General features: G+C 72.4%; 17 protein-coding genes. 13 read left to right on the forward strand and 4 right to left on the reverse strand.

The window, feature by feature from the left end; genetic code table 11:
- Window positions 1-61 precede the first annotated feature (61 nt).
- Together manB and C4U44_RS37780 are read left to right on the forward strand one after the other, a co-directional pair.
- Window positions 62-1,198: a mannose-1-phosphate guanylyltransferase gene (gene manB / locus C4U44_RS37775; RefSeq protein ID WP_103890645.1), complete on the forward strand. Its 1,137-nt coding sequence runs from the start codon at window positions 62-64 to the stop codon at window positions 1,196-1,198.
- A 217-nt stretch (window positions 1,199-1,415) separates the two neighbouring features.
- The gene (locus tag C4U44_RS37780; protein ID WP_407642946.1) at window positions 1,416-2,393 is read left to right on the forward strand and encodes a DNA-3-methyladenine glycosylase family protein; all 978 of its coding nucleotides are present in this window, start codon (window positions 1,416-1,418) and stop codon (window positions 2,391-2,393) included.
- 22 nt (window positions 2,394-2,415) lie between these two features.
- On the opposite strand, the gene C4U44_RS37785 is transcribed toward C4U44_RS37780, so the two are convergent.
- Genes C4U44_RS37785 through C4U44_RS37795 form a run of 3 tightly spaced genes read right to left on the reverse strand, consistent with a single transcriptional unit; the run spans window position 2,416 to window position 5,295 of the window.
- A complete protein-coding gene (locus C4U44_RS37785; RefSeq protein ID WP_103890647.1) occupies window positions 2,416-3,789 on the reverse strand; it encodes a coenzyme F420-0:L-glutamate ligase in 1,374 nt (457 codons plus the stop codon).
- The gene (cofD, locus tag C4U44_RS37790; RefSeq protein WP_103890648.1) at window positions 3,786-4,742 is read right to left on the reverse strand and encodes a 2-phospho-L-lactate transferase; all 957 of its coding nucleotides are present in this window, start codon (window positions 4,740-4,742) and stop codon (window positions 3,786-3,788) included. Before cofD ends, C4U44_RS37785 begins: the two co-directional genes overlap by 4 nt.
- A gap of 49 nt (window positions 4,743-4,791) precedes the next feature.
- A complete protein-coding gene (locus C4U44_RS37795) occupies window positions 4,792-5,295 on the reverse strand; it encodes a cysteine dioxygenase (RefSeq protein WP_103890649.1) in 504 nt (167 codons plus the stop codon).
- 676 nt (window positions 5,296-5,971) lie between these two features.
- Here C4U44_RS37795 and C4U44_RS37800 point away from each other — a divergent pair.
- The 3 genes from C4U44_RS37800 to C4U44_RS37810 all read left to right on the forward strand — a co-directional run bounded on the left by C4U44_RS37800 (window position 5,972) and on the right by C4U44_RS37810 (window position 11,840).
- On the forward strand, window positions 5,972-6,235 hold the full coding sequence (locus C4U44_RS37800) for a WhiB family transcriptional regulator (protein ID WP_031519519.1): 264 nt from the start codon (window positions 5,972-5,974) through the stop codon (window positions 6,233-6,235).
- A 233-nt stretch (window positions 6,236-6,468) separates the two neighbouring features.
- Window positions 6,469-10,344 (forward strand): glycosyltransferase family 2 protein, encoded by a 3,876-nt coding sequence (locus C4U44_RS37805; RefSeq protein WP_103890650.1) that lies wholly within the window; start codon window positions 6,469-6,471, stop codon window positions 10,342-10,344.
- Window positions 10,341-11,840: a DUF5719 family protein gene (locus C4U44_RS37810; protein ID WP_103890651.1), complete on the forward strand. Its 1,500-nt coding sequence runs from the start codon at window positions 10,341-10,343 to the stop codon at window positions 11,838-11,840. Before C4U44_RS37805 ends, C4U44_RS37810 begins: the two co-directional genes overlap by 4 nt.
- A 132-nt stretch (window positions 11,841-11,972) precedes the next feature.
- Here the strand turns inward: C4U44_RS37810 and C4U44_RS37815 are convergent, their stop codons facing one another.
- Window positions 11,973-12,425, reverse strand: coding sequence for a metallopeptidase family protein (locus tag C4U44_RS37815; protein WP_103890652.1), 453 nt, complete (start codon window positions 12,423-12,425; stop codon window positions 11,973-11,975).
- A 348-nt stretch (window positions 12,426-12,773) separates the two neighbouring features.
- Here C4U44_RS37815 and C4U44_RS37820 point away from each other — a divergent pair, with 348 nt between their 5' ends.
- The 8 genes from C4U44_RS37820 to C4U44_RS37855 all read left to right on the forward strand — a co-directional run bounded on the left by C4U44_RS37820 (window position 12,774) and on the right by C4U44_RS37855 (window position 20,940).
- Entirely contained in the window at window positions 12,774-13,196 is a 423-nt protein-coding gene (locus tag C4U44_RS37820) for a DUF3499 domain-containing protein (protein WP_103890667.1), read from the forward strand.
- Window positions 13,197-13,299: 103 nt separating this feature from the next.
- Entirely contained in the window at window positions 13,300-14,661 is a 1,362-nt protein-coding gene (locus C4U44_RS37825) for a phosphomannomutase/phosphoglucomutase (protein ID WP_103890653.1), read from the forward strand.
- A gap of 171 nt (window positions 14,662-14,832) precedes the next feature.
- On the forward strand, window positions 14,833-15,012 hold the full coding sequence (locus C4U44_RS37830; protein WP_103890654.1) for a Trm112 family protein: 180 nt from the start codon (window positions 14,833-14,835) through the stop codon (window positions 15,010-15,012).
- Between the two features lie 37 nt (window positions 15,013-15,049).
- Complete coding sequence (locus C4U44_RS37835; RefSeq protein ID WP_103890655.1) at window positions 15,050-16,189, forward strand: SIS domain-containing protein; 1,140 nt, start codon at window positions 15,050-15,052, stop codon at window positions 16,187-16,189.
- 5 nt (window positions 16,190-16,194) lie between these two features.
- Window positions 16,195-17,442, forward strand: a complete 1,248-nt coding sequence (manA, locus tag C4U44_RS37840) for a mannose-6-phosphate isomerase, class I (protein WP_103890668.1) — start codon at window positions 16,195-16,197, stop codon at window positions 17,440-17,442.
- Window positions 17,443-17,573: 131 nt separating this feature from the next.
- Window positions 17,574-18,533 (forward strand): cation diffusion facilitator family transporter, encoded by a 960-nt coding sequence (locus C4U44_RS37845; protein WP_103890656.1) that lies wholly within the window; start codon window positions 17,574-17,576, stop codon window positions 18,531-18,533.
- 229 nt (window positions 18,534-18,762) lie between these two features.
- Entirely contained in the window at window positions 18,763-20,214 is a 1,452-nt protein-coding gene (gene ahcY, locus C4U44_RS37850) for an adenosylhomocysteinase (RefSeq protein ID WP_103890657.1), read from the forward strand.
- 111 nt (window positions 20,215-20,325) lie between these two features.
- Window positions 20,326-20,940 (forward strand): hypothetical protein, encoded by a 615-nt coding sequence (locus tag C4U44_RS37855; RefSeq protein ID WP_103890658.1) that lies wholly within the window; start codon window positions 20,326-20,328, stop codon window positions 20,938-20,940.
- The last annotated feature ends 489 nt before the right edge of the window (window positions 20,941-21,429 follow it).

Raw genomic sequence — 21,429 nt, forward strand, 5'->3', positions numbered from 1 at the left:
CGGCTGACGAGATATCAGATGATGGTTTATCGGGTTTAAGGCTTATGCCACTATCTTCCCCATGCGAGCACATCCCGCCTCCGCGACCGGTCCAGCCGATCCGACCCGACGTCCCGCCACCGAAGCGGTTCTGCTGGTCGGCGGCAAAGGCACCCGACTGCGCCCGCTCACCGTACACACCCCCAAGCCGATGGTCCCGGCCGCAGGGGTGCCGTTCCTGACGCACCAGCTCGCGCGGGCCCGGGCCGCAGGTGTCGAGCACGTGGTGATGGCCACGTCCTACCTCGCCGAAGTCTTCGAACCGTACTTCGGCGACGGCTCCGCGCTCGGCCTGCACCTGGAGTACGTCACCGAGACCGAACCACTCGGCACCGGCGGAGCCCTGCGCAACGTCGCCCACCGGCTGCACTCCGCGCCCGGCGAGCCGGTCCTCGTCTTCAACGGCGACATCCTCACCGGCCTGGACATCGGCGCGCTCGTCGCCACCCACCGCACCAGCGGCGCCGACGTGTCGCTGCACCTCACCCGCGTCGAGGACCCGCGCGCCTTCGGTCTGGTGCCGACCGATCCCGACGGCCGGGTCACCGCCTTCCTGGAGAAGCCGCAGACGCCCGAGGAGATCGTCACCGACCAGATCAACGCGGGTGCCTACGTCTTCACCCGCGCCCTCCTCGACGAGATCCCCTCCGGCCGCCCGGTCTCCGTCGAACGCGAGACGTTCCCCGGACTGCTCGCCGCCGGCGCCCACCTGCACGGCATGGTCGACTCCACGTACTGGCTCGACCTCGGCACCCCCGAGGCGTTCGTCCGCGGCTCCGCCGACCTCGTCCTCGGCCGCGCCCCCTCGCCCGCCGTTCCCGGCCGGCACGGCGAACGCCTCGTCCTGCCCGGCGCCGTCGTCGCCGACGACGCCAAGCTCTTCGGCGGCACCTCCGTTGCCGCGGGCGCCGTCATCGGCTCCGGCGCGCTGGTCGAAGGCAGCACCGTCCTGCCCGGCGCCCGCATCGCCCCCGACGCCGTCATCCGTGACAGCCTGATCGGCGCCAACGCCCACATCGGGGACCGCACCGTCCTCGTCGGCGCCGTCGTCGGCGACAACGCGGTCGTCGGCCCCGACAACGAACTCCTCCGCGGCGCCCGCGTCTGGTGCGGCGCCCATCTCGCACCCTCCTCCATCCGCTTCTCCTCCGACCAGTAGCCCCACCGCCCGGACCGAGCCGGCCCCCGCTGGGCGCGGACCGGCGTCGGTCGTGCGTGCCCCGAAGAGGCGCGGGGAACCGCGCGCCCAGCAGGCCACCGGCGCGCAGCCGGCAGCGAACCGTGAGGGCCGCCCCGGCCCCCGTACCCCACCGTCGGGCACCCGGGGAACACGAACGGGACCCCCCACTCCCACCGAACCCCGTTACCCTTCCGTCGTGCCCGAAGAGACCCCGCCCCCTCCGACCGTCGCCGCGCAGGCACGCGCGCTGACACCCGCGCCGGCTCGTACCCGAACCTGGGCACCCCCCACCCCCCTCGACGTACGCCGCACCCTGATGCCGTTGCGCCGCGGCGGCGGCGACCCCACCTTCCGCATCGCCCCCGACGGCACGGTGTGGCGCGCCAGCCGCACCCCCGCGGGCCCCGCCACCCTGCGGCTGACCGGAACCCCCGCGGCGATCGAGGGCACCGCCTGGGGCCCGGGGGCGCAATGGATGCTCGACGGCCTCCCCGCGCTCCTGGGCGCCGACGACGACCCCTCCGCGTTCGTACCGCGGCACCGCATCGTGCACGCCGCGCACCGGCGGCACCCCGGGCTGCGGCTGACCCGCACCGGCCTGGTGCTGGAATCGCTGATCCCGTCCGTCCTGGAGCAGAAGGTCACCACGATCGAGGCGTACCGCGCCTGGCGGTTGCTGCTCCTCCAGCACGGCGAGGCGGCCCCGGGGCCGCAGGGCGCCGACGTGCCGCGCGGCCTGCGGGTCATGCCCGATCCGCGCGGCTGGACCCGGGTGCCGTCCTGGGACTGGCGCGGCGCCGGCGTCGACAACAAGCGGGCCTCCGCGATCCTGCGCGCCGTACGCCTGGGTGCCCGTCTCGACACCCTCGCCGGCCGCCCGGTCGAGGAGGCGTCCGCCCTGCTCCAGACCATCCCGGGGATCGGGCCGTGGACGGCCGCGGAGACCCTCCAGCGCAGTCACGGCGCCCCCGACGCCGTGACCGTCGGCGACCTGCACCTGCCGCACCACATCGGCTACGCCCTCACCGGCGAGCCGCGCTCCGACGACGAGACGATGCTGCGCCTGCTGGCTCCCTACGAGGGCCAGCGGCACCGGGCCACCCGGCTGATCCTTGCCGTCGCGCCCGGGCCGCCCCGTCACGCGCCCCGGATGGCGCCGGCCCGGCACCGCTGAGTCGCGCCATCCGGCGGGCCGCTCAGCGCACGGCGAGGAAGGGCTCTGCCTCGCGCTCGCGCCGGGGCGCGGGGGGTGTGGCGGCGCGTCCGACCGCAATGGTGCCCAGCGGGTCCCAGGACGGCGGCAGGTCGAGCACGTCCCGCACCACGTCGCGGCAGAACAGCGCCGAGGACACCCACGCCGACCCCAACTGCTCGCCGGCGAGGGCGACCAGGAAGTTCTGCACACCGGCGCCCCCGGAGACCAGGAACATCTCCCGCTCCGCCGTCGCCCGCCGCGCGTCCGGGTAGGCGTGCGCGCCGCCCTCGGTGACCAGGCACGGCACCACCAGGTACGGCGCCCTGCGCAACACGTCTCCCCGCCGCAAACGCTTGGCGACGCTCACCTCGGAGAAGCCGTCCCCGCGCAGGTCCGCCGCCCAGGCGTCCCGCATCGCGTCGAGCAGCCGCAGCCGCGCCTCCGGCGTCTCCAGCAGCACGAACCGCCAGGGCGTGGTGTGGTGCGGCGCGGGCGCGGTCACCGCAAGGGCGACGGCCCGCCGGACCGCCCCAGGATCCACCGGTTCGTCGGTGAACTCCCTGACGGTGCGCCGCAGCGACACCGCCTCGCGCACGGCCTCGGAGGTGCCGAGCCGGAACATGTCGTTGGCCGCGACCCGCACCAGCGCGCGCGCCCCGGTGTCGGTCGGGGAGCCCTCCGCGGTGCCCTCGTCGCCGGCGCCGCCCGCTTCGCCGCTCCCGCTCGCGTCGGAGTCCAGCAGTATGCCGCCCAGGCCGCGTACCACCGCGACCGGCAGCCCGCTCGCCTTGCCCTTGACCAGGTCGCCGGCGGCGGCCAGTTCGTCCGCGAGCGCGGTGACCGTGACGTTCAACGGGTTGCCGTGGGAGTCCTCGCCGCCGCGCAGGTCCTCCAGCACCCGCACTCCCGCCGCACCGATCGCCACATCGGTGAGCCCCTCGCGCCAGGGCCGTCCGAAGGTGTCGGTGACGACGACGCCGACCCGCACCCCCAGCGCGTCCCGCAACCCGTCCCGGATACGGCGGGCCGAGGCGTCGGGGTCCTCGGGCAGCAGGAGGACGGTGCCCGCAGGGGTGTTGGACGCGTCGACGCCCGCCGCGGCCATCACGAAACCGTGCCGGGTCTCCACGATCCGGGTGGGGCCGCGCCGCGCGACCAGCCGCACCGCTTCGGCGTCGATCGCGGCCTCCCGGTCGTCGGCGTGCACCAGGCGGCCCTCGGCCTTGCTGACGATCTTCGACGTGACCAGGAGCACGTCGCCGTCGGCAAGCGCCGTGCCCGCGGCGGCGATCAGCTTGGCGATGTCTGCGCCCGGCTGCACCTCGCCGATCCCGAGCACCCCGAACACCTCGTAGCGCGGCACCGCCGTGGTCATGCCCGCACCTCCTCGGCGAGGGTGAGTGCCTCCCGCGCCATCCGCGTGGTCGCCTCCAGGTCGGTCATGAGCAGCGGCACCGCCCGGCAGCGGATGCCGGCCGCCTCGACCTCGTCCACGGCCCCGGCGTCCACGGTGTCGACGAGCCACCCGTCGAGCAGCCCGCTGCCGTAGTGGGCCGCGACCGCCGCCGCGGTGGACTCGACGCCGACGGCGGCCAGCACCTTGTCGGCCATCCCGCGCACCGGTGCGTCACCGACGATGGGGGACAGGCCCACCACCGGCACTCCGGCCTCCGCGATGGCCTCACGCACGCCCGGCACGGCGAGGATCGTGCCGACGCTCACCACCGGGTTTGACGGCGGGAAGACGATCACGTCCGCGGCGCCGATCGCCTCCAGCACCCCGGGCGCCGGCTTGGCACCCTCCGCGCCCACGGGTACCACCGCGTGCGCGGGCACCGAGGCGCGCAACCGTACCCAGTACTCCTGGAAGTGGATGGCCTTCCGCTCCCCGTCGATCTCGACCAGCACATGGGTCTCGACCCGGTCGTCCGACATCGGGATCAGCCGCACGCCGGGCTTCCAGCGCGCGCACAGCGCCTCGGTGACGGCGCTGAGCGGGTAGCCCGCGCCGATCATCTGGGTGCGGACGATGTGTGTGGCGAAGTCCCGGTCGCCCAGGCCGAACCACTCCGGTCCGACGCCGTACGCGGCGAGTTCGTCCTTGACCGCGAAGGTCTCGTCGGCCCGGCCCCAGCCCTGCTCCTCGTGGATACCGCCGCCCAGGGTGTACATGACGGTGTCCAGGTCGGGGCAGACCTTGAGCCCGAACAGGTGGATGTCGTCTCCGGTGTTGCCGATGACGGTGATGTCCGCCTCCGGCGCCGCTGCCTTGAGGCCGCGCAGGAAGCGCGCTCCTCCGATACCTCCGGCCAGAACCACGATTCGCATGGGGACCAGTCTGTCAGCCCCCGGAGGCCGGCAGACCTGGCCGTCGGTCCTACCGTGCCCGCTCGGCTGTGCGGGCGCCCGGCGTGCAGGAGTACGGCGTCATCTCGGTCAGCCCCGGGAAGTAGACGTGCAGGCTGACCGCGCCCTCCAGCGACTCGTTGACCACGTCGTGGACGTAGCCGGTCGCGAACACCCGCTGGTGACCGGGGGTCAGGACGCGGCGGGTCTCGCCGCGGGCGGTCAGCGCCCGCTCGTGCAGGGTGCCTTCCACGACGGTGAGCACGGCGCTGGAGCCGCCGTGGTCGTGCAGGCCGCTGCCCTGTCCGGGCAGCCAGCTCAGCAGCCACACCTCGTAGCCGGGGCCGGTGTGCAGACGGGCGTATCCACGCGTGGTCGCGTCGTAGTGCACCTGCGGGGCCCATCGCGCGCGGTCGGCGGCAATGGAGCGGGCGAGTCCGGCGAACTCCGCGACGGTGCTCGGGTGTTGGGGCACCGGCGGGAGCAGGTGGGGCAGTTCGAGCGGGTCACCGGCGATCGAGACGTCGGAGTACATGAAGGTGTGTTCCTTGGGGTGCGCATGATGCGAAAGGTGCCGGCGGCCGTGTGGCGGCCGGACAGGGGATCAGCGGCAGCGGAAGGAACAACAACAGCTCTGTGCGAGCGCGACGCAGCAGGACTCGCGGCGGCGAGTCCGGAAGGGCGCGTTGTGCTCGGCATGCATGACGCAAGCCAATCGTTCGCGGCGGCGGCCTGTCAACTGAATGTCGAGAATGTCCGAATAGTTTCACCTGATCCGGCAAGGCCCGATGCCGAAAGGTTTGTGCATGGGGGTCTGAGGATAGGAGGTGCCGCATCCGTGCAGATCTGATGGTGATCGCCGTTTCGGTCCGGAGGGACATCCTCTTCCGGTATGACGTTGTGCTTCTGTGATCGAAATGTGATCCGCAACGCTTCACTCGAACGGACGGAACGCCGCGCATCGCCGCAGCGTCTGACGGAACGTGAACGTTTGGTCGTCGGGACCACGGTTGACGGATGCGGTCGTTTGAGCCGATATCAACACTATCTGTCACTCCTTGGTTCAGCGGAGTGAATAACGGGCTCAATAGCAGATCTCGGCTTGACTGGCCCGGATCGGCACACTTGTAATTTCACTCGTGTCGTTCGGCCGGACCGCCGGACGTGGTGGCAGGCAACATCACGGGGAAGCACGACAGACAGGGGCGCGCATGACCGAGCAGTTCCAGTTGTTGCTGGCCGAAGAGGCCGACGAGGAACTCGGCTGGCAGGAGCGCGCGCTGTGTGCGCAGACCGACCCCGAGTCCTTCTTCCCGGAGAAGGGCGGCTCGACCCGCGAGGCGAAGAAGGTCTGCCTCGCCTGCGAAGTCCGTTCCGACTGCCTGGAGTACGCCCTCGCCAACGACGAGCGCTTCGGCATCTGGGGCGGGCTGTCCGAGCGGGAGCGCCGCCGGCTGAAGAAGGGCGTCGTCTGACCTCGGGCACCCCTGCGGCGCCTCGGCTTCCAGCTGGTCCCCGCCCGTCGCGGACCCCGCCTCCGGCCCGTCTTCCGCGCCCTCCGGCACGGCAGGCGGGCCGCTGTTGTACCCACACCCGGACGGCCGCACCGCTGTAAGCCGTTAGTGTGGGGGGCCGTCCGAGATGCATGCCCCGCCAGTGGTGGGTTGATGCGTCCACCGCAGTCCAGCGAACCGGGGCCCGAACCTCGATGTCCGTGAACAGCCCAGCACCGGCCGTCCAGGCGCCCGGTGTCCCTGAGTTCCCGCGCCACGTCGTCACCGCCGTGCTCGTCGCGCACGACGGTGCGCGCTGGCTGCCCAAGGCCCTCCAGGGGCTGCTCGCGCAGGAGCGACCCGTCCAGGACGTCGTCGCCGCGGACACCGGCAGCGCCGACGACTCCGCCCGCCTGCTCTCCGAGGCCATCGGCGACCAGCGCGTGCTGCACCTCGCCCGCCGCACCGGCTTCGGCGCCGCCGTCGAGGAGGCCGCCCGTTCCACCGCGCCGCTGACCGCCGACGACCTGCCGTACCTGCGCCGCCGCAGCGGCTGGGATCCCGTCAGCCGCAGCTGGAACGACGACGCGTACGACGAGCCCGCCCAGCCGCATGGCGACCCGGTCCAGTGGCTGTGGCTGCTGCACGACGACTGCGAGCCCGACCCCGGGGCACTGGCCGCACTGCTGCGCACCGCCGAGGCCTCGCCCTCCGCCGCGATCATCGGCCCCAAACTCCGGAGCTGGTACGACCGTCGCCAACTCCTCGAAACGGGCGTCTCCATCGCCCGCAGCGGCCGGCGCTGGACCGGCCTGGAGCGGCGCGAGCAGGACCAGGGCCAGCACGACCAGGTCCGCCCCGTGCTGTCCGTCTCCTCCGCCGGCATGCTCGTGCGCCGCGACGTGTGGGAGGAACTCGGCGGCTTCGACCGCCGGCTGCCCCTCATGCGCGACGACGTCGACTTCTGCTGGCGCGCCCAGTCCGCCGGCCACACCGTCCTGATCGCCCCCGACGCGGTGATGCGGCACGCCGAAGCGGCCTCCCGCGAACGCCGACCCGTCGACTGCGCCGGCCGCTCGGCCGTCAACCCGCACCGGGTCGACAAGGCGGGCGCCGTCTACACCCTCCTGGCCAACACCCGCGGCCCGCTGCTCCCGTACGTGATGCTGCGGATCGTCGTCGGCACCCTGCTGCGCACCCTCGCCTACCTCGTGGGCAAGGTGCCGGGCCAGGCCGTCGACGAGATCGTCGGCCTGCTCGGCGTCCTCCTGCGCCCGGGCCGCCTGCTCGCCGCGCGCCACCGCCGCGGCCGCGGGGTCGTACCACCGTCCGAACTGCGCCCCCTGTTCCCGCCGCCGGGCGCGACCGTGCGCGCCACCGTCGACCAGGTCGTCAGCAACTTCGCCGGCCGCGCCGACGACGCGACCGCCGCGGTCGGCCGCCATGGCGGCGCGGTCGAGTCCGGACCCGGCGAGGACGACGGCGACTACCTCGAACTCGAGCAGTTCGCCCGGCTCAAGCGCATCGCCCGCAAACCGGGCCCGGTGCTCTTCGCCGTGCTGCTCGTCGTCTCCCTGGCCGCCTGCCGCGGCCTGCTCGGCGGCGGAGCTCTCGCCGGTGGCGCCCTGCTGCCCGCCGACCCGGGCGCCTCCGACCTGTGGGACACCTACGCCGGCTCCTGGCACGCCCTGGGCGCCGGCGGCACCCAGGCCGCGCCGCCCTACATCGCGGTCCTCGCACTCTTCGCCACGGTGCTCTTCGGCTCCACCGGGCTGACCTTGACGCTGTTCCTGGTCGCCTCCGTGCCGCTGGCCGGCGTCACCGCCTACTTCGCCTCCAGGCCGCTGGTCGAGTCCCGGCTGCTGCGCGCCTGGGCGTCGGTCGCCTACGCCTTCCTGCCCGCGGCGACCGGCGCGCTGGCCGGCGGCCGGCTGGGCACGGCCGTCCTGGCGATCCTGCTGCCCCTGATGGCCCGCGCCGCCGTGGCCTCCGCGGGACTCCAGTTGAGCGACTCCGCGATCGAGCGCGGCGCCCGCCCCGGCTGGCGCGCCACTTGGGCGCTTGCGCTGATGCTCACCTTCACCACCGCGTTCACGCCCGTCACCTGGCCGCTCGCCCTGGTGCTCACCGCGGGCGCGCTCGCCTGGCGCCTGGCCCGGGGACAGCAGCAGCTGCTCGTTCCGCACCTGCTGCGCTCCGCCGCCCTGGTCGTCACCCCGATCGTGCTGCTCGCCCCGTGGTCGCTGACGCTGCTCGGGCACCCCGGGCGCATGCTCGACGAGGCGGGCCTGGCGTACTCGACCAAGACCGCGTCCGGCCTCGACCTGCTCCTGCTCAGCCCCGGCGGCCCCAAGGCCTCCGGCGGCTTCCTGCTGATCGGCGTCGTGCTGGCCGCCCTCGCCGCCCTGATGCGCGGCACCCGCCGCACCTCCATCGTCGCGGCCTGGGCCGTCGCGCTGACCGGACTGCTCTTCGCCGTCATCGAGAACGGCAAGGACTGGGCCGGCCCCGCCACCCTGATCTACGGGATCGCGCTGCTGGCCGCCGCCGCGATCGGCGCCGAGGGCGCGAACGAGCGGATCGCCGCCAGCGGTTTCGGCTGGCGCCAGCCGGTCGCCGCCCTCATCGCCTTCGCCGCGGTCGCCGCCCCCCTCCTCGCCGCCTTCACCTGGGTCATCGACGGCGCCGACGGCCCGCTCAAGCGCACCGACCCGCAACAGGTCCCCGCGTTCGTCGCCGAGGAGGCCACCACCTCCGACCAGCCCCGCACCCTGGTGCTGACCGGCACCGAGGGGCATGTCAGCTACGCCGTCGTCCGCGGCTCCGGCGCCCGGATCGGGGATGCCGAACTCGGCGCCGAGGCACCACGCAACCACGCGCTGGACACGGTGGTGGCCAACCTCGTCGCGGGCTCGGGCGCCGACCAGGGCAGCCGGCTCGCCGGATACGACGTGCGCTACGTCCTGGCGCCCAAGGGCGCGCCCCGCTCCTTCGGCCGCGTCCTCGACAGCACCCCGGGCCTGTCCCGGCTCAGCCAGTCCGACGGCACCGAGCTGTGGCGGGTCAACCAGGACGTCTCCCGCATCACCATCACCAGCAAGGGCGCCCAGCCCATCGGCGTCCCCGCGGGCCGCCTGGAGGCACACACCAAGGTGCCTGCCGGCCCGTCCGGCCGGGTGCTGCGCATCGCCGACACCGCCGAGCCGGGCTGGCACGCCACCCTCGACGGCTCCGCGCTCACCCCGGTCAAGGTCGACGGCTGGGCGCAGGGCTTCGAACTGCCCGCCAACGGCGGCCGGCTGGACCTCACCTTCAAGGAACCGGTCACCCACATCGGCTGGCTCGGGATCCAGGCGTTCCTGCTTCTCGTGGTGATCGTGCTCGCGCTCCCCGGCCGCAGCCAGCAGATCGACGACGACCTGCCCGAGGCGGAGGGCGCCGCCGACATCCCCGGCCAGGCCACGGGCGAGGGCCGCCGCGCCCGCCGCCTCCAGGCCGCTGCCGAGGCCGAGGCGGAGGCCGCCGCGACGGGCGCCGAGCCGGCGCCGCCGGAACCCGCTCCCGCCGAGCCACTGCCGGTACGCGTTCCCCCGGCCCGGCAGGAGGCCCAGGAGGCCCAGGAGCCGGCCTACGACGAGCAGTCCGGCTACCCGGCCCAGGAGGGCGGCTACGACCCGTACGCGGCCCCTGAGGGCGGCGACGGCTACGCCTACCAGAACACCGGCTACCAGGAGGGCTCCTACCAGGAGGCCGGCTACCCGGAGGGCGGGTACCAGGACCCGGCCTACTCCCACTCCCAGGGCGCGGCCGAATGGGACGGCAGCCAGCCGTATCCGGCCGAGCCTGCCGGATACGACCAGCAGGCGTACGGCGACGCCTACGGCTACCCGCCGCAGCCCGGCTACGACCCCTACGCGCCGCAGCAGCAACTCCCGGACGGCCAGGTGCCGTACGAGCAGGGCTACGACGAGCAGCAGGGCGAGGGCGACCAGGGCGGTGAGCAGCCGTACCCCGGCCAGGCCGGCTACGTCGATCCCGCCTCGTACTACGCAGAAGGCGACCAGCACCACGACGGGAGCGACTACCAGTGAACCGCAGCACCCTCTCCCTGGCCGGTGCCGTCGTCGCGCTCGCCGTCCTGACCGGCGCGGCCTCGATGACCGGGGGCAGCACGTCCGACACCGCCCCGGCGGCCTCCGCGGCCCGGCTGCCCGTGCAGCGCAGCACCCTGCTGTGCCCCGAGCCGTCGCCGTCGGAGTTCGCCAGCACCACGTACACCTCGTTCACGCCGGTGAGCAGCGGACCGGGGACGAGCACGGGCGAGAGCACGGGTGCGGCCACGGGTACGTCAGGCGCCAAGGCGACGCTCGTACCCGCCACCACCAAGCCCAAGGCGCTCAAGCCGCTCACCGCGACGGGCAAGCCCATCACGTCGTCCACCGACAAGGCGGACTCGCCCGCGCTCGTCGGCACCGCGGACGGTGCCCTGGCGCCCGGGTGGACCGTGCAGCAGACCACCGTGGTGAGCGACGGCCCCGGCCGCGGCGTGCTCGGTACCTCCTGCGTCGCGCCCGACAGCGAGTTCTGGTTCCCGGGCGCGAGCACCGTGGACGGCCGCCAGGACTACGTCCACCTGGTGAACCCCGACGAGACCCCCGCCGTCGTGGACATCGACCTGTACGGCAAGGACGGCCAGCTCAAGGGCTCGACCGGGGACGGCATCACCGTGCCGGGCGACAGCTCCAAGCCGGTGCTGCTGTCCACGCTCATCGCGGACAAGGTCCAGGACCTGACCGTGCACGTCGTCGCGCGCAGCGGACGGGTCGGAGCGGCCGTCCAGGCCACCGACAACAAGGCCGGCACCGACTGGCTGGCGGCCGCCGCCGAGCCCTCCGGCAACCTGGTCATGCCGGGCATCCCCTCCGACGCCACCGACGTGCGTCTGATCACCTACGCGACCGGCTCCGACGACGCCGACCTCACGCTGAAGCTCGCCACCTCCACCGGCTCGATCACCCCGGCCGGCCACGAGACGCTGCACGTCAAGAGCGGCATGACCACCGCGGTCGACCTCGGGGACCTCACCAAGGGCGACGCCGGATCGCTGATCATCGGGTCGAGCACCTCGCACGACCCGGTGCCGGTGGTCGCCGCGCTGGAGATCACCCGGGGCAAGGGCAGCGACCAGGAGATCGCCTTCCTGCCCGCGACGAACCGGATCGACCGTGAGGCGACCGTCGCCGACAACCGGGCCAAGGGCTCCACGCTCGCGCTGACCGCGACCGGCAAGGACGTCAGCGTGAAGATCACCTCCTCGGCGGGCTCGACCGGCGGCGAGTCGACGAGCAAGACCGTCACCGTCAAGGCGGGCTCGACCCTGTCCATGGCCCCGCCGCAGCCGTCCGGCCTCAAGGGCACCTTCGCGGTCACCGTGCAGCGCCTGTCCGGCGGGCAGCTCTACGCGTCACGGATGCTGGCACTGCCGCTGGACGGGGTGCCGATGTTCACGATCCAGCCGATGCCGGACGACCAGGGCATGGTCGCGGTGCCGGATGCCGATGCGGACCTGCGGGTCCTGGAGCACTAGCCTCCCGGGGCGCCTGGCCACCCAGGACACGGGCTCACCTGGGCGCTGGGTTGCCTGGGGTGCTTGGCGTCCTAGGAGGGCAAGCGCCCCAGGATGCCGATCTCCTTCGCGCCCAGGGCACGAAGGAGGTCCTCACTCCTCGCCGTACTTCGGGTCGACGCTCTCCGGTGAGAGCCCGAGCAGTTCGGCGACCTGCTCCACGACGACCTCGTGCACCAGCAGCGCCCGCTCGTCGCGGCCCTTGGCGCGGATCTCCACCGGGCGCCGGTAGACGACGATCCGGCTCGGCCGGTCCTTGTCCGCGCCGATCAGCCTGCCGAGCGGCACCGGGTCGCCGTCGGACGGCGGGGCCTCCTGCGGCCAGGGCACGTCCTGGACGGCGAACTCCACGTCCGCGAGCTGCGGCCAGCGCCGCTCCAGCCGGTCGGCGGCATCGCGCACCAGGTCGTCGAAGGCGTCGGCCCGGCTGAGCGCGAGCGGCACCTGCGGGGGCGCGATGGGCCCGCGCATGCCGCGGCCATGGCGGTCGCGGTGCCGCGGCCGAGGCGCGGGCTGGGGCGGGGGAGGAGGGGCCGAGCTGTCCATCAGCGTGAGCCTAGTCCCCGACGCGGATGCGCACAGCAGGGCATCACCCCCCGCCGCCGTCCAGGTGCCCGAGCAGCCAGGTATCCGCAGCCCCCACCCGGCGCCGTCCACCGCGCCGTCGCCGGAACGGTGACCGGTTGCCGAACGACCCTGCCGCAGTGAGATCGAATCGGGCCACGGCGTGACGGATATCCGCCACTTGGCGACGGGACACGAAAGAGCCGGATGGCGGCGGTCATACCGTTGCTTTCGCTACCGATATCCGTCACTCCGATGGTCGTCGCAGGTCAGCCTCGTACCCCCGTGGCGCCCGGCCTCGGACCCCCACGGACGACACGAGCGGGTGAGCTGGCGGAGAGTCGTCGCGGCCCGCTCAAGAGTGCGGTACCGTCCAACATCGTGAGCCCTGTACGTCGCTGTTCGCGCACCGCTTGCGGCCGCCCCGCCGTCGCGACACTGACGTACGTCTACGCGGACTCCACGGCCGTCCTCGGCCCGCTGGCGACCTACGCCGAACCGCACTGCTACGACCTCTGCTCCGAGCACTCCGAGCGGCTCACCGCGCCCCGCGGCTGGGAGGTCGTCCGCCTGGTCACCGACACCGGCCCGGTCCGCCCGAGCGGCGACGATCTCGAAGCCCTCGCCAACGCGGTCCGCGAAGCGGCCCGCCCGCACGAACGCGGCCGGGGACCGGCCGCGGCCCGCGACATCGACCCGGTCGAGGTCGCCCGGCGCGGGCACCTGCGGGTCCTGCGGTCACCGGAGTCCTAGCCTCCGCGAAGGCCCCCGCCCGCGCCTCGGATAGGTTGTGCGCACCGGACCGCCCGGGACCGTAACGCAGAGGTGTGCAGTGCCCCAATCATCGGGTTCTTCGGTGTCACCCGACCTGTCACAGATCGTCAAGGCGTACGACATCCGCGGCGTCGTCCCCGACCAGTGGGGCGAGCCGCTCGCCGAGGTCTTCGGCGCGGCGTTCGCCACGGTCACCGGAGCCGATGCCATCGTCGTCGGCCACGACATGCGGCCCTCCTCGCCCGGGCTGTCCCGCGCCTTCGCGCGCGGCGCCGCGTCCAGGGGCGCCGACGTCACCGAGATCGGCCTGTGCTCCACCGACGAGCTGTACTTCGCCAGCGGGCACCTCGACCGGCCCGGCGCCATGTTCACCGCCAGCCACAACCCGGCCCGCTACAACGGCATCAAGATGTGCCGGGCCGGCGCCGCGCCCATCGGCCAGGACACCGGGCTGGCAGAGATCCGCGATCTGGCCGAGCGGTGGTCGGCGACCGGGCTGCCGGCCGCCACCGACGAACCCGGCACCCTCACCTCCCGCGACGTCCTCGGCGAATACGCGGGCTTCCTGCGCTCCCTGGTCGACCTGTCCAGGATCCGCCCGCTGAAGGTCGTCGTGGACGCCGGAAACGGCATGGGCGGCCACACCGTGCCCACGGTCCTGGACGGCCTGCCCGTGGACCTCGTGCCGATGTACTTCGAACTCGACGGCACCTTCCCCCACCACGAGGCGAACCCGCTCGACCCGAAGAACCTCGTCGACCTCCAGGCGGAGGTCCGCGCGACCGGCGCCGACCTGGGCCTCGCCTTCGACGGCGACGCCGACCGCTGCTTCGCGGTGGACGAGCACGGCGACCCGGTGAACCCGTCCGCCGTCACCGCGCTGGTCGCCGCCCGCGAACTGGCCAAGAACCCGGGCGGCACCATCATCCACAACCTGATCACCTCCCGGTCGGTGCCCGAGGTCGTCGCCGAGCACGGCGGCATCGCGGTGCGCACCCGAGTCGGCCACTCCTTCATCAAGCAGCAGATGGCCGAGTCGGGCGCCGTCTTCGGCGGCGAGCACTCCGCGCACTACTACTTCCGCGACTTCTGGAACGCCGACACGGGCATGCTCGCCGCCCTCCACCTGCTGGCGGCGCTCGGCGGCCAGGACGGCCCGCTGTCCGCCCTCGTCGACTCCTACGACCGCTACCCGGCCTCGGGCGAGATCAACAGCACGGTCACCGACCAGGCGGGCCGCACCGCCGCCGTGCGTGCCGCCTTCACCGAGGACGAGCACGTCACCTTCGACGAACTCGACGGCCTGACCGTGACCGCCGACGACTGGTGGTTCAACCTGCGCCCGTCGAACACCGAGCCCCTGCTCCGGCTCAACGTCGAGGCCGGCGACAGCGAGACGGTCGACCGGATCAGGGACCGCGTCCTCGCGATCGTCCGGGCCTGAGCCCGGTCCTCGCCGGAGCGTCCGGCGGCGCCCGGCGAGTCGTCCGCGGGATCCCCGATCGCCCGCCCTGCGCGCACGTCCGGGCGGAACCGCCCCGCCGGCCGCACGGCGATAGGCTGAACCCGCAGGCCGCAACGCCCACCCAACGCCGCAACCCGCACGGAGGATTCCATGCCGCTCGTCGAACCCAGCCTCTTGGAGATCCTTGCCTGCCCGGCCTGCCACGCACCGCTGCGTGAGGAAGCAGCCGAGGCCGAACTCGTGTGCACGTCCGACACGTGCGGCCTGGCCTATCCCGTACGCGATGAGATCCCCGTCCTCCTCGTGGACGAGGCCCGCCGCCCCGCCTGACCCCCAGGCCGCATCCGCACCCGACCGGGAGATCGTGTTGTTCGACGAGTCGCTGTTGGAGGATCCCGACGCGCTCGCCCGCGCCGACGTCCACGGACTGCTGCGCGGCGTCGCCGCGGCCGGGGCACGCGTGCGCACCGCCCTGAGGCTCGCCCAGGAGGCGGGCATCACCGACCTGCGCCCCGACGGCCGCCCGCGCGCCCTGCTCGTGGCAGGCAGCGGCCCCGAGGCCGCCGCGGCCGCCGACCTGCTCGCCGCGCTCGGCTCGGGCGCCGCCCCCGTGCAGCTGCTCACCCCCACCGGGCCCACCCCGGAGCAGGGCACCTGGACCCTGCCCGGCTGGGCCGGCCCGCTCGATCTGCTGCTCCTGCTCAGCGAGCACGGCACCGAGCAGGGCCTCACCGACCTCGTCGAGCAGGCGTACCGGCGGGGCTGTACCGCCGCCGCCGTCACGCCCGCCAGGACCCCGCTCGCCGAGGCCGTCGAACAGGTCCGCGGCATGGCGCTGCCCTTCGCCGGCCCCGGCAGCGAGTTCGTCCCGGCAACGTCCCCCGCGCAGGCGACGACCGACACCGGCGCGTTCTGGGCGCTGCTGACGCCGCTGCTCTCCCTCACCGACCGCATCGGGCTGATCAGCGCGCCGACGACCGCGCTCCAAGCCGTCGCCGACCGTCTCGACGCGATCGCCACCCGGTGCGGGCCCGCGGTCGCCACGTACACCAACCCGGCGAAGACCCTGGCCGCCGAACTCGACGACTCGCTGCCCCTGTTGTGGAGCCAGGGCCCCGTTGCCGCCGCTGCCGCCCGCCGGTTCGCGACCGTCCTGGCCATCCTCGCCGGACGGCCCGCGCTCGCCGCGGAGCTGCCCGCCGCACTCCCCGCCCACGTCCCCCTGCAGGCCGGCGCCCACACCCTGGCCGGCGACCCCGACGACTTCTTCCGCGATCGGGTCGAGGACACCCAGGAGCTGCGGCTCCGCATCGTCCTGCTGCAAGAGGCCCCCGACCAGCCCGGCTCGGCGGCGCCCGCGGCCCGCGAGCAGGCGTACGCCCACGACACCCCACTCAGCGAGATCACCGCCCCCGGCGGTTCCCCGCTCGACACCGCTGCCGAACTCCTCGCCCTCACCGACTTCGCCGCCGTATACCTGGCCGTCGCCTCGACCGAGAGACCATGACCGGAATGAATCGCCTCACCAACACCATCCGCCCCTACGCCTGGGGCTCCACCACCGCCATCCCCGAGCTCCTCGGCACGCCGCCCACCGGCGAGCCCCAGGCCGAACTGTGGATGGGCGCCCACCCCGGCGCACCCTCCCGCATCGACCGCGGCCAGGGCCCTATCCCCCTCGACACGGTCATCGACGCCGACCCCACCGCCGAACTCGGCGAAGCCACGGTCAAGCGCTTCGGACCTCACCTGCCCTTTCTGTTCAAGGTCCTCGCCGCCGGCGCGCCCCTGTCCCTCCAGGTCCACCCCGACCTCGACCAGGCGGCTGCCGGTTACGCCGACGAGGAGGCTCGCGGCATCCCCCTGGACGCGCCGAACCGCAACTACAAGGACGCCAACCACAAGCCCGAGATGATCGTCGCGCTGTCGCCCTTCGTCGGCCTGTGCGGCTTCCGCCGGCCCACCGAAGCCGCCGACCTCATCGACGCCCTCGGCATCCCCACCCTCGCGCCCTACGTCGACATTCTCCGCGCCCACCCGGAGGACCGCGCCCTGCGCGAGGTCCTCGCGGCCGTCCTCGGCGCGGAACCCGACGCCATGGCCGAGACCGTGCGCGCGGCGACCGAGGCGGCGGCCCGCCTCGCCGCAACCCCGGGCACGCCGCACGCCACCGCGTACGCCGCCTACGCGAGCGCGGCCCAGAGCTTCCCCGGCGACCGCGGCATCATCGCCGCGATGCTGCTCAACCATGTGCTCCTCCAGCCCGGTGAAGCCCTCTACCTCGGCGCCGGCGTCCCGCACGCCTACCTCAGCGGCCTCGGCGTCGAGATCATGGCCAACTCCGACAACGTCCTGCGCTGCGGCCTCACGCCCAAGCACATCGACGTACCCGAACTCCTGCGCATCGTCCGCTTCGAGGCCGGCGACCCGGGCGTGCTCCGCCCCGAGGCGGCTCCGGACGGCGAGGAGCTCTACCCGGCCCCGATCGACGAGTTCCGGCTCTCCCGCCACCTCCTCGCTCCCGGCGCCGACCCCCGCACCCTGCCGTCCGGCACTCCGCAGATACTCCTGTGCACGAGCGGCGAGGTCCGACTGCGGACCCTCGACGGTCCCGAACTCGAACCCGACACCACCTCCTCTCCTTCCGCTCCCGCCGGCACCCTCACTCTCGTACAAGGCGAATCCGCCTACGTCCCCGCCGGAGAACGCATCGAACTCACCGGCCAGGGCACCCTGTTCCGTGCGACCGTGACCGCCTGAGCGGCACCGGACGAACCGACGGCGACCCGGACGCCAGGGCGAGCCTCTGCCACAATGCCCGTCCGTAACGCCCGAACCGACGGGTCCCAAGCGCCCGTCGACCGAGCCGACCGAAGGGACACCCACCACCAATGAGCGCGTCAGGCGGAACCAGGGCGATCATCGCGGCACTCAGCGCCAACCTCGCCATCGCCGCCGCCAAGTTCGTCGCCTTCGCGTTCAGCGGCTCGTCCTCGATGCTTGCCGAAGGCGTGCACTCGGTCGCCGACTCCGGCAACCAGGCACTCCTGCTCATCGGCAACAAGAAGGCCAAGCGCGCCGCGAACGAGGAACACCCCTTCGGCTACGGCCGCGAACGCTACGTCTACGCCTTCCTCGTCTCGATCGTCCTCTTCTCCGTCGGCGGCATGTTCGCCCTCTACGAGGGCTACGAGAAGATCCGCCACCCGCACCCCATCGACCACTGGTACTGGCCGGTCGGTGTCCTCATCTTCGCGGTCCTCGCCGAGGGGTCCTCGTTCCGCACCGCGGTCAAGGAGTCCAACCACACCCGCGGGCACATGTCCTGGATCGAGTTCATCCGCCGCGCGAAGGCCCCCGAACTCCCCATCGTCCTGCTGGAGGACTTCGGTGCCCTGATCGGCCTCGTCCTCGCCCTGGCCGGCGTCGGTATCGCGCTCGCCACCGACGACGGCGTCTGGGACGGCATCGGCACCCTCTGCATCGGAACCCTCCTCATCTGCATCGCACTCGTCCTCGCAGCCGAGACCAAGTCCCTGCTGATCGGTGAGGGCGCCGCCGCCGAAACCGTCGACCGCATCCGCGCCGCGGCCATCGACGGCGACACGGTCACCGGTGTCATCCACATGCGCACCCTCCACCTCGGCCCGGAAGAACTCCTGGTCGCCGCCAAGATCGCCGTGCAGCACGACGACACCGCCGCTCAGGTCGCCATCGCCATCGACGCCGCCGAGGAACGCATCCGTGCCGCAGTGCCGATCGTCCGGGTCATTTACCTCGAACCCGACATCTACAGCGAGGCGGCAGCGGCGGCGGGCCCCGACCCCGACCAGACCCCGGGGGGCCGCTGACCGCGACGCCCTGCGGGCGAGAGGTCGACCGGTGTAGATTCATACGTAGCCAGACGTCGCTGCTGATGGCGGTCGGGCGGTCACCGCACCATGACCGGCCGAGGGAGAGAGGGCCTCCGACGGATTGCGCTGCCAATAGGGGACAGGTGTGTCCGTAGCAATCGGCACGCCTTGCCGCCTGGTAGCGCCGTGTCCACGTCCACCTCGACCACCACGAGGAGCAGCCCGTATGACCACCACCGCCACCGACTTCAAGGTCGCGGACCTTTCCCTTGCCGCCTTCGGCCGCAAGGAGATCACCCTCGCCGAGCACGAAATGCCCGGCCTGATGTCCCTGCGTTCCGAGTACGGCACGGCCCAGCCGCTCGCCGGCGCCCGCATCACCGGGTCCCTGCACATGACCGTGCAGACCGCCGTCCTCATCGAGACCCTCGTCGCCCTCGGCGCGGAGGTCCGTTGGGCCTCGTGCAACATCTTCTCCACCCAGGACCACGCGGCCGCGGCCATCGCCGTCGGCCCGAACGGCACTCCGGACAACCCGCAGGGTGTCCCCGTCTTCGCCTGGAAGGGCGAGTCGCTCGAAGAGTACTGGTGGTGCACCGAGCAGGCCCTGACCTGGCCGAACACCCCCACCGGCGGCCCCAACATGATCCTGGACGACGGCGGCGACGCCACGCTCCTGGTGCACAAGGGCGTCGAGTTCGAGAAGGCGGGCGCGGTCCCGGCCACCGCTGCGGACGACAGCGAGGAGTACGGCTACATCCTCGAACTGCTGCGCCGCACCATCTCCGCGAGCCCGCAGAAGTGGACCCAGCTCGCCTCCGAGATCCGCGGCGTCACCGAGGAGACCACCACCGGCGTCCACCGCCTGTACGAGATGCAGCAGGAAGGCTCCCTGCTGTTCCCGGCGATCAACGTCAACGACGCGGTCACCAAGTCGAAGTTCGACAACAAGTACGGCTGCCGGCACTCCCTCGTCGACGGCATCAACCGCGCCACCGACGTCCTCATCGGCGGCAAGGTCGCCGTGGTCTGTGGCTACGGCGATGTCGGCAAGGGCTGCGCCGAGTCGCTGCGTGGCCAGGGCGCCCGCGTGATCATCACCGAGATCGACCCGATCTGCGCGCTCCAGGCCGCGATGGACGGCTACCAGGTGGCCACCCTCGATGACGTCGTCGAGACCGCCGACATCTTCGTCACCACCACGGGCAACCGCGACATCATCATGGCGTCCGACATGTCCCGGATGAAGCACCAGGCGATCGTCGGCAACATCGGCCACTTCGACAACGAGATCGACATGGCCGGCCTCGCCAAGATCCCCGGCATCGTCAAGGACGAGGTCAAGCCGCAGGTCCACACCTGGACCTTCTCCGACGGCAGGGCGCTGATCGTCCTGTCCGAGGGTCGCCTGCTGAACCTCGGCAACGCGACGGGTCACCCCTCCTTCGTGATGTCCAACTCCTTCACGGACCAGACCCTGGCCCAGATCGAGCTGTTCACCAAGCCCGAGGAGTACCCGATCGGCGTCTACGTGCTCCCGAAGCACCTCGACGAGAAGGTCGCCCGTCTCCACCTCGACGCGCTCGGCGTGCGGCTGACCACGCTCCGCCCGGAGCAGGCCTCCTACATCGGCGTCAAGGTCGACGGCCCCTACAAGTCGGACCACTACCGCTACTGACCGGTGGAGCCGCGCACTCGCGCGACTCACCCAGCGGCGAACAGATCCACCGTGCACCGGCCCCCGTCTCGCCCGCGAGGCGGGGGCCTTGCCAGACCCCGAGACCAGACGATGCCCCGCGGCCGCTACTCCTTCTACGACACGCATGACCACACTCCCCTAGGCGCAGAACACTTCCATTGCGCGACCGGCCCCTCCGGCTGGCGCTACACCGCGCAGAACACCACGCCCGAGGGCGCCCACGCAGGATCGATCGACCTCACCATCGACGACCTCGGCCGTCCCATCCGTCTCGAACTGCACGCCTCCGCATGGCAGGTCCGCGCAGCCGCGCTCGACGGCGTCACCTGGGTCAGAACCGACCCGACCGGCGAGCACGCCCAAGAAGGAAACGCGCCCGCGCACGCGTTCACCGGCCTATCGCCGGCGTTCCTGATCGCCACGGCCCGGCTGTTGCGCCTCGAACCAGGTGCGCCGGCCACGCGCGTACGTCTCGTGGCATTCCAGGCCCCCGTCCTTGCACCGCTCACGGTCGACCAGTCCTGGTCGCTCCTCACAAGGACAGCACATTCGACGGACGGCGGTTCGCTGCCTGTGGACAACTTCCGCGTGGCCGATCTGTCCACCGGCGAGCAGCACGACGTCCACCTCGCCGGCGACGTGGTCCTGGCCGCGCCGGGCATCGAGTTGGAGGACCTCGACACGCCCCCGTCCAGCTTCCGGTGATTTGACGCATGCGGGAGGGGGAGGTAGGTTTGAACGGTTGTCGCGAACCGGACTCGTCCGGGTTCAACGCGCGGGAACCTTGCCACTTCGCTCATTGAAGACACCAACGCCCAGTCGAGAGAAATCTCGAGCGGGCTTCCGTGTCCCCGAAAGGCGGATGGTAATTCCGACCGGAAAGCATCTGCTAAGGTTGGAACACAACGAAGGGAAAGCCCGGAGGGGCCCGGAAGGGCAGCCGATGGCAGCTTCCGTTTCTTGAGAACTCAACAGCGTGCCAAAAGTCAACGCCAGATATGTTGATACCCCGTCCGGGTCGGATTTCCGATCGGGATGTGGTTCCTTTGAAAAAGTCCTTTCCTGCCCGTTGGGGTGGGGGAGGCGACACAGCGAGGACGCTGTGCACCCGGGGATTATTCCTCCTCGTGGTGCCGCTCTTGCGTGTGTTTTCTTTCGAGAAAGCATTCACGGAGAGTTTGATCCTGGCTCAGG

Source organism: Actinacidiphila yanglinensis, assembly GCF_900107965.1.
GTDB classification, from domain to species: domain Bacteria; phylum Actinomycetota; class Actinomycetes; order Streptomycetales; family Streptomycetaceae; genus Actinacidiphila; species Actinacidiphila yanglinensis.